Source organism: Aeromonas sp., from assembly GCF_051657805.1.
Taxonomy (GTDB): Bacteria; Pseudomonadota; Gammaproteobacteria; order Enterobacterales; family Aeromonadaceae; genus Aeromonas.
In genome coordinates this window covers 99,315-112,077 of record NZ_JBOFLJ010000061.1, presented here as the reverse complement: position 1 = coordinate 112,077, position 12,763 = coordinate 99,315, and the positions used below count along the sequence as shown (strand labels likewise).

The 12,763-nt window shown below is 60.9% G+C and carries 11 protein-coding genes; 4 read left to right on the top strand and 7 right to left on the bottom strand.

Annotated elements, in window-relative coordinates; translation table 11 throughout:
* Positions 1–166: 166 nt before the first annotated feature.
* The gene (locus ACRCYW_RS19255) at positions 167–598 is read left to right on the top strand and encodes a hypothetical protein (protein WP_438551609.1); all 432 of its coding nucleotides are present in this window, start codon (positions 167–169) and stop codon (positions 596–598) included.
* A gap of 28 nt (positions 599–626) precedes the next feature.
* Here ACRCYW_RS19255 and ACRCYW_RS19250 read toward each other — a convergent pair whose 3' ends face one another.
* Together ACRCYW_RS19250 and dbpA are read right to left on the bottom strand one after the other, a co-directional pair.
* On the bottom strand, positions 627–917 hold the full coding sequence (locus ACRCYW_RS19250; protein ID WP_438551608.1) for a YkgJ family cysteine cluster protein: 291 nt from the start codon (positions 915–917) through the stop codon (positions 627–629).
* Positions 918–996: 79 nt separating this feature from the next.
* Positions 997–2,376: an ATP-dependent RNA helicase DbpA gene (gene dbpA / locus ACRCYW_RS19245; protein WP_438551607.1), complete on the bottom strand. Its 1,380-nt coding sequence runs from the start codon at positions 2,374–2,376 to the stop codon at positions 997–999.
* 529 nt (positions 2,377–2,905) lie between these two features.
* Here dbpA and ACRCYW_RS19240 point away from each other — a divergent pair.
* Positions 2,906–4,111: a NupC/NupG family nucleoside CNT transporter gene (locus tag ACRCYW_RS19240; RefSeq protein WP_438551606.1), complete on the top strand. Its 1,206-nt coding sequence runs from the start codon at positions 2,906–2,908 to the stop codon at positions 4,109–4,111.
* 171 nt (positions 4,112–4,282) lie between these two features.
* On the opposite strand, the gene ACRCYW_RS19235 is transcribed toward ACRCYW_RS19240, so the two are convergent.
* Both ACRCYW_RS19235 and ACRCYW_RS19230 read right to left on the bottom strand, forming a co-directional pair.
* Positions 4,283–7,276, bottom strand: a complete 2,994-nt coding sequence (locus tag ACRCYW_RS19235) for a beta strand repeat-containing protein (protein ID WP_438551605.1) — start codon at positions 7,274–7,276, stop codon at positions 4,283–4,285.
* A 543-nt stretch (positions 7,277–7,819) separates the two neighbouring features.
* Complete coding sequence (locus ACRCYW_RS19230) at positions 7,820–8,272, bottom strand: YaiI/YqxD family protein (protein ID WP_438551604.1); 453 nt, start codon at positions 8,270–8,272, stop codon at positions 7,820–7,822.
* A gap of 129 nt (positions 8,273–8,401) precedes the next feature.
* Between ACRCYW_RS19230 and zntB the strand changes: the two genes are divergently transcribed.
* Positions 8,402–9,367 carry a zinc transporter ZntB gene (zntB, locus tag ACRCYW_RS19225; protein ID WP_438551603.1) on the top strand — a complete coding sequence of 322 codons (966 nt, stop codon included), beginning with the start codon at positions 8,402–8,404 and terminating at the stop codon, positions 9,365–9,367.
* Between the two features lie 9 nt (positions 9,368–9,376).
* On the top strand, positions 9,377–9,895 hold the full coding sequence (locus ACRCYW_RS19220; protein ID WP_438551602.1) for a mechanosensitive ion channel domain-containing protein: 519 nt from the start codon (positions 9,377–9,379) through the stop codon (positions 9,893–9,895).
* Positions 9,896–9,935: 40 nt separating this feature from the next.
* Here the strand turns inward: ACRCYW_RS19220 and ACRCYW_RS19215 are convergent, their stop codons facing one another.
* From ACRCYW_RS19215 to ACRCYW_RS19205, 3 genes are all read right to left on the bottom strand, one after another.
* A complete protein-coding gene (locus tag ACRCYW_RS19215; protein WP_438551601.1) occupies positions 9,936–10,184 on the bottom strand; it encodes a hypothetical protein in 249 nt (82 codons plus the stop codon).
* Positions 10,185–10,267: 83 nt separating this feature from the next.
* A complete protein-coding gene (locus tag ACRCYW_RS19210) occupies positions 10,268–12,079 on the bottom strand; it encodes a cation:proton antiporter (RefSeq protein WP_438551600.1) in 1,812 nt (603 codons plus the stop codon).
* 134 nt (positions 12,080–12,213) lie between these two features.
* Positions 12,214–12,735 (bottom strand): MltR family transcriptional regulator, encoded by a 522-nt coding sequence (locus ACRCYW_RS19205; RefSeq protein ID WP_438551599.1) that lies wholly within the window; start codon positions 12,733–12,735, stop codon positions 12,214–12,216.
* Positions 12,736–12,763 lie beyond the last annotated feature (28 nt).

Genomic DNA, 12,763 nt, shown 5'->3' with positions numbered 1-12,763 from the left:
GGGATTGACGTTTTGCCGCCGAATATGTCTGCCAAAGTTAATTCTAATCATATGATTAACATCATAATTGTCGTAATCATTACAGTGTTGATTGATTACGTTATTGCTTGTCTGTGGCATAGTGAAAGGGTGAATGGTGCACCGGAAACTCCAGGAGGAAGTTGTTGTGTATTTGCAACCGCACGGTCAATTCGAGTTGCAGCAGCGGGAACGGGTGCTGCTCTGTCGTCCGATTGGCGCGTTCAACCTGGCGGGGGCCATGGCCTACGAGGCCGAATTCAGTCGGCGGATCGCCGGCCTGAGTCAGGCCCCTTGGGGCATCGTCGAGATAGCGACCGAGTTTGAGGCCGCCGGGCCCGAGGTGCTTGCCCGATTCCGCAGCCAGTTTGACTGGTGCATCGCCAACGGCTGCGCCTTTCTGGCGGTGGTGATGGAAGGGGGCTTCAAACAGTATCTGGCGAGCAGGGTCTTCGCCGGCCTGCCATTTCAAGGGGTACATTTCTGCGAGAGCGAAGAGGAAGCCATCGACTGGGTCAGGGGGCAGCTGGCTGCACTGGACGGTAGTCCTCTTTCTGAAGAGCAGGCATCTTCTGTGTAGGGGCCGGGCATGCCCACCCGAGTGGTGGTCAGTTCAGGGTGATGAACCACTTGTCCCGTTCGTCGATACAATCGGGTTCCCCCATCTCGAACTCCCGGCAGATGAGGGGGCGTACCTCGTAGATGCGACACATCATGGTGTTGCGATCCAGGGCCGCGCACCAGCCATCCTCCAGCCTATGCATCACGGGCACCTCTCCCTCCCGCTCCTCCACATAGCGATCCGGTACACCGGTATCGGTGAACAGCATTACCTCGAGGCGGCAGCAGCAGGCCTCACAGTTCTGGCAACTCACTTCGGGTCGGGTCTGTTGGGTCATATCATCGTCTTGCTGTCATGGCATGGATAAATAAAACAGGCGCCACATCGGCGCCTGCGTCTGGCTAATGGCGGGAGCATTAACCCAGCTTGCGGGCACGATAGCTGCGGCCCTTGATCTTGCCTTCCTGCAGTCGCTTGAGGGCGGCGCTCGCCACCTGGCGCTTGACCGCCACGTAGGAGTATTGCTCGGAGATCTGGATCTTGCCGACCTCGCTGCCGGCAATGCCGCCTTCCCCGGTCAGGGCGCCCAGGATGTCGCCGGCGCGGACCTTGCTCTTGCGACCCGCATCGATGGAGAGGGTCACCATCTGCGGCATGGTCGGCTTGATCTCGCGACCGATCTCGCTCAGATCCCCTTGGGGGATGGGGGCCTGCTGGTACTCCTCGATGAAGTTGACGCGCTGGGCCTCGTTCGGCTGATAGAGGTTCAGGGCCAGACCCTGCTGGCCGGCGCGGCCGGTACGACCGATGCGATGCACGTGCACTTCCGGGTCATAGGTCAGTTCATAGTTGATGACGGCGCCCAGCTCCTTGATGTCGAGGCCACGGGCGGCCACGTCGGTGGCGACCAGTATGGTGGCGCTGCCGTTGGCGAAGCGCACCAGCACCTGATCCCGCTCCCGTTGCTCCAGATCGCCGTTCAGCGCCAGCGCCGAGAAGCCCTTGGCAGCCAGGTGATCGGCCACGTCGTTGCAGGCGCGCTTGGTGTTGCAGAACACCACGCAGGAGCTCGGCTGATAGTGGCTCAGCAACCAGGTGAGAGCGTCGAGGCGCTGACCAGCGGGCACTTCATACAGCTTCTGCTCGATGGCGCTGCCCTCGTGCAGGGACTCCACGCTCACCTCCACCGGGTTGCGCTGCACGCCGCGGCTCATCTGGGCTATCCCCTCCGGGTAGGTAGCGGAGAACAGCAGGGTCTGGCGACGGGCGGGGGCATGGCTGATGACTCTGTTGATGTCTTCACCAAAGCCCATGTCCAGCATGCGATCCGCCTCGTCCAGCACCAGTGTTTCCAGGCTGGAGAGCTCGAGGGTGCCCTGTTCCAGGTGCTTGAGGATGCGACCCGGGGTGCCGACGGCGATGTGGGCACCAAAACTCAAGGTGGCGGACTGGGGCGCGGTCGGGGTGCCGCCGCACAGGGTTACCAGCTTGACGTTGGGCAGGGTGCGCGCCAGGCGACGGATCTCGGTGGCTACCTGATCCGCCAACTCGCGGGTCGGGCAGAGCACCAGCGCCTGCACGTCGACGCGGTTGACGTTGAGGCGCGAAAGCAGGCCGAGGCCGAAGGCGGCAGTCTTGCCGCTGCCGGTTTTTGCCTTGGCGATTAGGTCCTTGCCTTCGAGTACCAGGGGCAGGCTCTGGGCCTGGATCGGGGTCATCTGCAGATAACCCAGGCTGGCGAGGTTCTCCAGCAGGGCGGGGGAGAGGTTGAGACTGCTAAATTCGCTGTTGTTCACAAAAAGACTCTATTCAAAGAAAACCGGGAGCGCGGTGCGCTTAAGGGCGCGCATTGTACCAGAAGTCGTGCTCGCTGTGATGGATTGTGGCGGATTTTTGAACGCCATGGCGACGAGCCGGCTTCGGATGAGTGAGGGAGGCGTCGCTCGACGACGGGCAAGGGTCGGGGTTATGGCCACGACTAATTATGCGCAAGAAAGATAAACGTTTTTCAGTGGTGGCGATTAAATAAGGGCCACGATAACCCCATGAATAAAGGCTCATGCTGAACAACTCTTGCACGCAGATAAACAGGTTAATATAAGCAGAAATTAATGATGAAAATTATAATGCATTGTTTTTGTTGGTGTATTTAATATTTCCCTTTAGTAGGCATCCCGTTCCTTTTTGATTAATTAATTTAAAAACGTTTGTATTATTTTGTGTGCATATTTTTACCGCAGATTGTGATGGCCATCTGATTTTTAAATATGCAATTCTCTATGATGGCGCCGGTCAAAAATTACAACTCACTCAGGTGCTACTGGTATGGAATACGTTCACTTTGTGCTCGGACTGGTGATGGTCCTCGCGCTGTCGTTGCTGGCAAACCGCCGCAACTGGAAACAGATCAAGCTGCGCTTCATCGGCCAGCTGTTGGTGGTGGAACTGGCGCTGGCCTGGTTCATGCTGAACTCCGAAGTGGGTCTGGCGGTGGTGGGTGGCTTCGCCGCCGGCTTCACCAAGCTGATGGAATTCGCCAAGCAGGGGACCGACTTCGTGTTCGGTGGCCTGATGAACGAGGGGGCCTTCTCCTTCTTCCTGATGGTGCTGATGCCCATCGTCTTCATCTCAGTGCTGATCGGTATCTTGCAGTATATCCGCCTGCTGCCCCTGGTGATCCGTGGCATCGGCACAGTGCTGGCCAAGATCAACGGCATGGGCAAGCTGGAATCCTTCAACGCCATCAGCTCCATGATCGTCGGTCAGTCCGAGAACTTCATCGCCCTCAAGAACATCTTGCCGCACCTCAACGAGAAGCAGATGTACACCCTGGCGGCGACCGCCATGTCCACCGTCTCCATGTCCATCGTCGGTGCCTACATGCAGCTCATCGAGCCGCGTTACGTGGTCGCAGCACTGGTGCTCAACATGTTCAGCACCTTCGTGGTCTTGTCCCTGATCAACCCCTACGAGCCCGACAATACCGTGACCGATGCCAAGACCCTGGCGGAAGGTGACGAACACCACAGCCCGAAGAAGGAGAACTTCTTCGAGATGCTGGGGGAATACATCATGGCCGGTTTCTCCGTGGCGGTGATCGTCGCGGCCATGCTGGTCGGCTTCATCGCCCTGATCGCCCTGGTGAACTACCTGTTTGAGATGGCCTTTGGTGTCAACTTCCAGCACGTCATGGGCTACATCTTCTACCCCATCGCCTGGATCCTGGGCATTCCGAGTGGCGAGGCCCTGCAGGCCGGTTCCATCATGGCGACCAAGCTGGTCACCAACGAATTCGTGGCCATGATGGATCTGGGCAAGATCGCCGCCGAGCTCTCTCCGCGCACCGTCGGCATCCTCTCCATCTTCATGGTGTCGTTCGCCAACTTCAGCTCCATCGGCATCATCGCCGGTGCGGTGAAGGCGCTGAACGAAGAGAAGGGCAACATGGTTTCCCGCTTCGGCCTGAAGCTGGTATACGGCTCCACCTTGGTGAGCCTGCTCTCCGCGGTGATCGCCGGCGTGATGATCTGATCGTCGCCTTGATCGTGCTGGCAAACCCCTGCCCAGGCAGGGGTTTGTTTTTTGTAGTGCTAGCCCCGCCGTTGATGAGGGAGCAGAGAAATGAAGAGGCCGCCAATGTTGGCGGCCTCTCTGCTTGCTGCACTGTCCTCATCGGGGTGGTGATGAAGACGGTGCCTTCTATCAAGGGCAGGTGATGGCGTTGCTGGTCACGCCATTGAGGGTGGCCTGGTAAGTCACCTGCTGAGTCAACAGCAGTATCTCGACGTTGTTGAGGGTAACCCCGATGACGACGCCATTCTTGCTCCAGGTGACGGTATTGCTGACATCCAGCGTGCTGGCGTCAGAGAAGGTTGCAACGGCCTTGCGGGTCACTATGTTGGCGACCGGGAGTCCGAGCAGCCCTAACTGAACCTGTGTGGTGCAGCTGGCCGCCAGACTGCTGAGGGTTGCCGCCGTGACGGTAATCGGCTTGCTGTCAGCCCCGGTCAGGAAGCTGGCGCTGATGTTGGCATTGCCCGCCGCCACCCCGTGTGCGACCCCGGTGCCGGAGACGGTCACCACGCCAGTGTTATCACTCTGCCAGTGGGCAAGGGCGCTGACATTCTGGGTGGTCAGGTCGCTGAAGGTAGCGGTCGCCTTCAACTGAACCTGGTTACCGCTCGCCAGATTGGGGATGGGGTCTATGCTGAGCCCGGTCACAGTCGCTGCCGTTGCCGCGATGCTGATGGTGGAGGTTGTGCCACCCAGGCTGCCGCTGATGATGGCAGAGCCCACGGCCAGCGCCTTGATCTGGCCGTTGGCATCCACGCTCACCAGGGTGGGCGAACTGCTGCTCCAACTGGCCTGGCTGGTGACATCCACCACCGTATTGTCGGAGTAGGTTGCCAGTGCTTTCAGCTGACCATTGGTGCCCAGTGCCAGGGAGGCCAGAGGCGTGCTGATCTGGATGGCGCTCACGGTCGCCGCCGTGACCGTGATGGTCAGGGTGCTGGTCTGCCCGCCGAAGCTACCGGTGATGGTGGCCGTTCCGGGAGCCACCGCAGTGACCTCACCACTGGTGTCGACGGTGGCAACGTTGCTGTCGCTGCTGCTCCAGGAAACCAGGCCCGTGATGTTCTGGCTGCTGCCATCGGAGTAGTTGGCAACGGCAGTCAGCTGGGTCTTGGTACCGGCCGCCAGGGTCGATGCCGTCGCAGACAAGTCGATCTGGTTCACGCTGGGATTGGTGACGCTCAGGCTGACAGGGTTGCTGGTGACACTGCCCACGCTACCGGTCAGGGTTGCACTGCCAATGGTGACAGCGGTGACTTCACCGGACAGGTTGACGGTGGCTACTCCGATATCCGAGCTGTTCCAGTCCACCAGATTGGAGATGTCCTGGGTCGTGTTATCGCTGTAGGTGGCGATCGCCGTCAGCTTGCCCTTGGTCCCCTTGGCCAGGGTCAGGGTGGGCGGAGTGATCTGGATCTGGCTGACGCTGGCGTTGGTCACCGTCAGCACAGTACCGGCGCTGGTCACACCGTTGACGCTGGCAGTGATGGTACTGGTACCTACCGCCACCCCGGTCGCCAGACCCTGGGTGTCTATGGTGACCTTGGTCGGATCGCTGCTGACCCAGGCCGCCTGATTGGAGACATCCAGGGTACTGCCATCGCTCAACACGGCCTGGGCCTTGAACTGAACCGAACTGCCCTTGGCCAGGGTGCCGTTGCCGCCGTTGAGGACGACCTGGACGCTGCTGACGGTGGCATTGGTGACCACCAGCAATACCGTATTGCTGGACACCCCATGGAAGAGGGCCGAGATGTTTGACCCCCCTGTATTGACTGCGGTTGCCTCGCCGCCAAGGTCTATGGTTGCAACGCTGATATCCGTACTGTTCCAATTGACCTGACTGGTCACATCCTGCGTGGAGTTGTCGCTGAAGGTGGCGACCGCCTGGAATTGCAGCTTGCCCCCTACGGGCAGAGAGGCATTAGGCGGCGTGACTTGCAGTGCGGTGGCGATGGCATTGGTGATGGTCAGACTGACACTGCGGCTGACGGAGCCCAGGGTAGCGGTGATGCTGGCCTGGCCTATGCCGTTACCCGAGACCTGTCCCTGACTGTCTACGCTGGCGATGACGGGGTTGTCGCTGCTCCACAGCGCCTGAGCCGATACATCCTGAGTGGATCCGTCGCTGAAGGTAGCGATAGCCTGCAACTGACTCTTGGTGCCGAGGGCAATGGTCGAGACGGCAGGAATGACTTGCAGGGCGGTAGGGCTGGCGTTGTTGACCTGGAGGTTGGTGGTGGCAGTGACACCCAGCAGCGTAGCCGAGAGTGTCACTGTGCCTGCTGCTACGCCGGTCACCAGGCCCGTGTTGTCGACGGTGGCGATGGCGTTGTTGCCGCTGAGCCAGGCCGCTTGGGTGGAGATATCCTGAGTGCTCTGGTCGGTGAAGGTCGCAATGGCGGTCAGCTGGGTGGTGGTGCCTTTGGCCAGCTGTACGGATGCCGGGATGATCTGGATCTGAGTGATGGCCAGGTTGACGGCCGAGACGGTGGTTTGGCCGGTGACCCCCTGTACGGTCGCCGTGACTGTGGCATCACCGGGGTCGTTTGCGGTGATCTTGCCCTTGCTGTCGACGCTCAGCACGGCTGGGTTGCTGCTCTGCCAGTGGGCCTGGGTCGACACATCCTGGGTGGTGTCATCGGAGAGGGTGGCGATGGCCTGCAGTTGCAGCGACAGTCCTTTGACCAGCGACGTGGTCGGAGGAATGATGGAGATCTTGGTGGCGATGGCATCAGTGATGGTCAGGGTGGAGGTGTTGCTGGTCACCCCCTGATAGCTGGCTGTGATGCCTGTGCTGCTGATCTTGAGGGTCTTGGCCAGCCCCTTTTCATCTATGATGGCGATGCTGGTATCGGCGCTGCTCCAGCTGGCGACATCCGTGATATTGGCGGTGCTGTTGTCGCTGTAGGTGGCGATGGCCAGATACTGGGTGCTGAGACCGAGGGGGGTGCTGGGGTTGGCCTCTGCACGTGCCTGATTGCCTGCCGTATCGGCAGAGATATCGATCTTGGTTAGCGTCTTGGCGGAAGGGTTCGTGGGTTTGGTGTCCCCCCCTCCACCTCCACCACCTCCACAGCTGAATAAGAAGAAGGTAAGAAACAGCGAGAGAAATACTGTCATTGGCTTGTTCATGGATATTCCCCTTTAATCTCTGTGCCTAAGGTAAGAGGGGATCCACCCTGATGAAGGGACAGCGAATCCCGCAGAGATATTTACCTCTGTTTTTGTTGAGCGACATGTTTCGTCAATCTACTGATTTATCTGGCTTTAAATCTTAACTCTGATGCTTTCTATGAGATGAAACCTCGTTATTTGCATGGGTGTGGATACTCAGGTCTGAATGTCTCTAACTTGCTATGGATAAATTTATTACTTGTGGGTTGCTAATATGTCTAGGTCAGGGGAAGGGGTATTTCAATGGTTATTGATATAATTAAAAGTATGGTTTTGTAACAAACTATAGATAACTGGTTATATTGACGAGGAGACTTGCCAGAGGATCAAGTACGAGTCGATTGGGTATTGAGTGAGTCGGCTTGCACCATAGCGGGAGCTATTTGGATTCGGTGACCAGCAGGCTGGCCGAAATCTGACGAGGGATAGCTGAACGACGTCATGGGCCTGAGGGCAAGGCCCATGAGGGGAGGCAGGAGTTGCGGAGGGTCAGGCCAGTTTGCCCTTGAGCAGCCACCTGTCCAGGGCGTTGGCGAAACGCTGTTTGTCGGCGCCGTTGAAGGGAGCTGGGCCGCCAGTCTGGACGCCGGCCGAGCGCAGTTCCTCCATGAAGTTACGCATGCCGAGCCTGGCCTGTATGGTCTCGCGGGTATAGATCTCGCCGCGAGGATTGAGTGCCTCGCCACCGGCATCGATAACCCAGGACGCCAGCGGGATGTCGCCAGTGATGACGAGATCGCCGGGTCTGACCTGCTGCGCTATCACATGATCCGCCACATCGAAGCCCTTCTCCACCTGCTGTGTCTTGATGAAGGGGGAGGGCGGCACGCGCAGACTCTGGTTGGCCACCAGCGTGGTGACGACCTGGGTGCGGTGGGCGGCACGGTAGAGGATCTCCTTGACCGGGAGAGGGCAGGCATCGGCATCGACCCAGATGGGCATGGCATGGTTTCCAGTGTTAACGCGGGGGCATATCTTAGCACGCTTGACCGCAGAGGAGTGCCCAGGGCTGAGCCGGGCCGGGCTTTAGTGTAAGCTGGCCCGATGAAATGATGCGAGAAGGATGAGTGGATGGATCGGGTGCCCAGTGATGTGATTTATGGTCTGACCCTGGATGGCAAGGGGGGCATGCAGCCCTTGCCGGCGGGGAGCGAGATACCCGGCGCAGAGCCCAGCTGGTTGCACCTGGATTATGGCAATCCGGAAGCGGCCCGCTGGCTGTTGCAGACCCCGCTCATCAACGAGGTGGTCCGCGAGTCCTTGCTCGGTCAGAGCAATCGCCCCAAGCTGGTGCGCATGGGGGAGACTGTGCTGCTGATCCTGCGGGGCATCAATCACAACAAGGATCACAGGCCAGAGGAGATGGTCGCCCTGCGCATCTACATCACGCCGGACCTCATTCTCAGCAGTCGCCGCCGCCCCCTGCTGTCGGAGCGGGACGTGTTCGAGCAGTTGAAGCTGGGAGGTGGTGCCGACTCGCCGGCCGACTGGCTGGTGGAGATCTGCGATGCCCTGACCGACCGAGCCGGGGAGTTCGTGGAGGAGCTGCACGATCAGATCCTGGAGCTGGAAGAGCAGGTGCTGCTGCGGGATCTGCCCCCCAACGGCCGTCTGGCCCGGATCCGCAAGCAGCTCATCATGATCCGCCGTTATCTCTCCCCCCAGCGGGATCTGGTGGCCCGCCTCGCCAACGAGAAGATCAGCTGGCTGGATGAGGACGACAGGCGCCGCCTGCTGGACATCGCCGATCGTCTGCGGCGCTGGCTGGACGACCTGGATGCCGGGGTGGCCCGCACTGCCGTGCTGGCGGACGAGATCAATAACCTGATGGCGGAGGCGACCAATCGCCGGGCCTACCAGATGTCGGTGATGGCGCTGCTGTTCCTACCGGCCACCTTCCTGACCGGCCTGTTCGGCATCAACCTGGGTGGCATGCCGGGGGCGGAGAGCCCGGTGGCCTTCTGGGTCTTCAGCGGAGCCTTGCTGGTGCTGGCCGTCATGCTGGCAGTTTGGCTCAAACACAGACGCTGGTGGTAAGGAGCGCAGATGACGACATGGGAATCTTTTGGCGTGACCCTGCTGCTGTTGCTGGGCCATACCCTCATTCGCGGACTTATCCACAAGAGTCTGCTGGCCCTGGCCAAGACCAAGCAGGTGAGCGAGAACCGGGTGCTCTACGTGGAGCATGTGTTCCACTTCCTGCTGGGGTGTGCGACCCTGCTGATCCTGGCCGGGGTCTGGGGGCTCGACTTCTCCCGTCTGGTGGTGCTCGCCTCCTCCTTCTTCGCCGTGCTCGGCGTCGCCATGGTGGCTCAGTGGTCGATCCTTTCCAACATCACCGCCAGCATCACCATCTTCTTCGCCTTCCCCTACAAGATTGGCGACCGGATCCGCATCCTCGACAAGGATGACTCGGTGACAGGGGTCATCACCGAAATCGGTCTCTTCTATGTGCGGGTGCGGGACGACAACGGTGACATGGTCACCTATCCGGCGAACCTGATCCTGCAAAAACCGGTCAGGAAGCTGGAGGAGAGGGAAGCCGTGCCGCTGCAGCCAGAATGAAAAAAGCTCCCGAGGGAGCTTTTTTCATGGGCAGACTGACTCAGCGTTCGAAGAAGTGGTAGAGGTGCTCGACCTGTACCGGGCAATCGGCCACCCGGTGGATATGGTCGCGGGCCTCCTCGGCGGAGGAGAAGCTCACCGGACACCCCAGGGTGTCCGTCATCTCGTACAGGCGACCATCCTGACCGCGAAACTCCACGATCCAGCCGGGCGATACCACGTCGTGCAGGATCTCCGCCTCCTTGAACCGCTGCTGCTGATGCAATGCCCGCAATTCGGTGACCGTCATGACATCCTCCTATGACCGATGACACTCACCTTCAGTCTAGTTGCCGGTGCGGCACGAGATCCTGTCTTGGGTGTTGTTGATCCTTATTGCTCGGGCTCCTTGCCCACATCCTGGCCGGGTACCTCCCGGGGCGGTTGCAGGGCGATCACCAGCTCGCCGGCCTGAGGCTGGATGGGGCCGGTAACCACCCGGGGCTGCCCCTTGGCGTCGAGCAGGAACAGCGGTATGGCACCGGGATTGGCCGCCTGATACTGGCGCCAGTCGAAGGCCTCCCGCAGCCGGGTCGCCTTGATCTGTCCTCCCCGGCTGAGCAGACCGCTAAGGCGGGCGAAGTTCATCTCGGCCCCGAACAGGTTCTGGCGGGCGCGGAAGGTGGCGCTCTCCCGGTTCGCCTTGCCGTGCTGTTCGCTGGATCGCAGGGAATAGACCTTATCCTCCCCGTAGAGATGGGCGAAGTGCAGCACGCCGAGGGCATTGTTGTGGCGGTTGGGGGAGAGGGCCAACACAGTGCTGATGCTGGTGAGGGGCAGGTGCAGCTCGGCCTGTTCCGACTGCGGATTGCCGAAGTAGCAGGGCAGGTTGCTCATGCGTGCCAGCTTGCAGTGCTCCCAGGCGGGATCGGACAGCTGCACCGGGATCCCCTGATCCGCCAGCGCCTTGGCGATGGCGCGGGCCACCGAGTTGGCCCCGATCAGCAGCCAGACATTGGGGGCGCTTTGACGCATGCCGAGCAGGCTGGCCAGGGGGGCCGAGGTGAGGCTCTGCAGCACCACGGTAAAGATGATGACGGCGAACACCAGGGGCACCAGCTTGTCGGCATCCGCAATGCCCGCCTCGTGCAGGCTGATGGCGAAGGAGGCGCTCACCGCCGCCGCCACTATGCCGCGAGGGGCGATCCAGCCGAGCAGGGCGCGGGCGCGCCAGGGAAGTTCCGACCCAAGGGTCGACACCAGGATGCAGAGCGGGCGAGCCACAAACTGCACCACGCACAGCAGGAGCAGCACCATGGGCCCGAGTTGCCACAGCTGCGCCAGGTCGAGCCTGGCCGCCAGCAGAATGAACAGGGAGGAGATGAGGATGACGGCGAGATCCTCCTTGAACGCCAGCACCTCCTCCAGATCCAGCCCCTCCTGATTGGCGAGCCAGATGCCGAAGACGGTGACCGCCAGCAGGCCGGATTCGTGGCTGAGCCAGTCAGACAGGGTGAAGGTGACCAGCACCAGCGCCAGCACACCGAACTTGTGCAGGCTGACCGGCAGCCAGTCCTTGCGGATGAGCAGGGTGGTGAGCCAGCCGGCGGCCACCCCGATCAGAGTACCGACCCCCACCGTCTTGGCCAGCGCCAGCAGGGTGTGGCCGAGCACGTCGCTCTGGCTGCCGAGGCGCACCGCCTCGAACACCAGCACCGCAAACAGGGCGCCGATGGGATCGATGACTATCCCCTCCCAGCGCAATATCTTGTCCACCTCCCGCACCGGCCGGATCACGTTGAGCATGGGGGCGACCACGGTGGGCCCGGTCACCACCAGCACGGCGCCGAGTACCATGGCGACCCGCCAGTCCAGCCCCAGCAGGAAGTAGCTGGCCCCCCCTATCACCGCGAAGCTGGCCAGCATGCCGATGGAGCAGAGGTTGCGCACCACCTTGCCGATCCCCTTGAGTTCGGCCAGGTGCAGGGTCAGCGCCCCCTCGAACAGTATGATGGCCACCGACAGGGAGACCAGGGGGAACAACAGATCCCCGAGCAGGGCATCCGGGTCGAGCATCCCTGTCACGGGGCCGAGCAGCAGGCCGCTCAGCAGCAGGAAGAGGATGGCCGGCACCCGCAGGGACCAGGCCAGCCACTGGGCCAACAGGGAGATCAGGGCGATCCCCGCCAGGGAGAGTGCGATCATGCCAACCTCGGGCAGGTGATGGGGTTGGGAGTAGTGTAGCGGGGAAGGGGGTTAAAAAAACATCCGATTGGAACAGGGGGGAGGGGCCCATGTTCCAATCGGTCTGTGGGGAAGCCATGGCCGGGTGGGTGCGACTAGATGGGGCTCTCCTTGTGAAGCTCGGTGACGCAATCGGTCACCGCCAGCACCAGGGCAGAGCGCACCATCTGATCGAGCCGGTTCAGCTGCATCTGGTAGAGGGGCCAGTCTTCCTCGTTGGCCGGGGGATCCTGCGGCATCATGCTCGCCTGGTTGATGCCATGGAGACGATCGAGCAGGTCGCGAACGGGTTTGTCGCTGAAGCGGTAATCCTTGGGATCGCGCACCAGGAAATCGCGGATCTTCATGTAGGCCTCGATGTCCTGATAGTGCTCGAGGGAGATGAGGCCGAGGGCGAAGATGAGCTTGAGGCGCACCTCCAGCTGGCCGAGGGGGCCGCTCTGGTTGAGCAGGGGTTCGATGGCGTATTTGACGGCATACTCCTCCTGGCGGAACGCGCGCCGCATCAGGGAGTCGACCGCCTCTTCCAGGATGGACACGACCTCGAGGAAGAAGCCGCGGGGGCCATCCTGCTCGTTCAGTCGCTCCAGTACTTCATCTTCCTGGTGTGTGGTCATAGGTACTTGGGGTCCAGCTGACTGGGAG

Excerpts from the sequence above, each read along its gene's own strand:
- ACRCYW_RS19240 (WP_438551606.1), top strand. The coding sequence starts at position 2,906 with ATGGAATACGTTCACTTTGTGCTCGGACTGGTGATGGTCCTCGCGCTG.
- ACRCYW_RS19235 (WP_438551605.1), bottom strand. The coding sequence starts at position 7,276 with ATGACAGTATTTCTCTCGCTGTTTCTTACCTTCTTCTTATTCAGCTGT.
- zntB (WP_438551603.1), top strand. The coding sequence starts at position 8,402 with ATGGATCGGGTGCCCAGTGATGTGATTTATGGTCTGACCCTGGATGGC.
- ACRCYW_RS19205 (WP_438551599.1), bottom strand. The coding sequence starts at position 12,735 with ATGACCACACACCAGGAAGATGAAGTACTGGAGCGACTGAACGAGCAG.
- ACRCYW_RS19250 (WP_438551608.1), bottom strand. The coding sequence starts at position 917 with ATGACCCAACAGACCCGACCCGAAGTGAGTTGCCAGAACTGTGAGGCC.
- ACRCYW_RS19220 (WP_438551602.1), top strand. The coding sequence starts at position 9,377 with ATGACGACATGGGAATCTTTTGGCGTGACCCTGCTGCTGTTGCTGGGC.
- ACRCYW_RS19230 (WP_438551604.1), bottom strand. The coding sequence starts at position 8,272 with ATGCCCATCTGGGTCGATGCCGATGCCTGCCCTCTCCCGGTCAAGGAG.
- ACRCYW_RS19215 (WP_438551601.1), bottom strand. The coding sequence starts at position 10,184 with ATGACGGTCACCGAATTGCGGGCATTGCATCAGCAGCAGCGGTTCAAG.
- ACRCYW_RS19210 (WP_438551600.1), bottom strand. The coding sequence starts at position 12,079 with ATGATCGCACTCTCCCTGGCGGGGATCGCCCTGATCTCCCTGTTGGCC.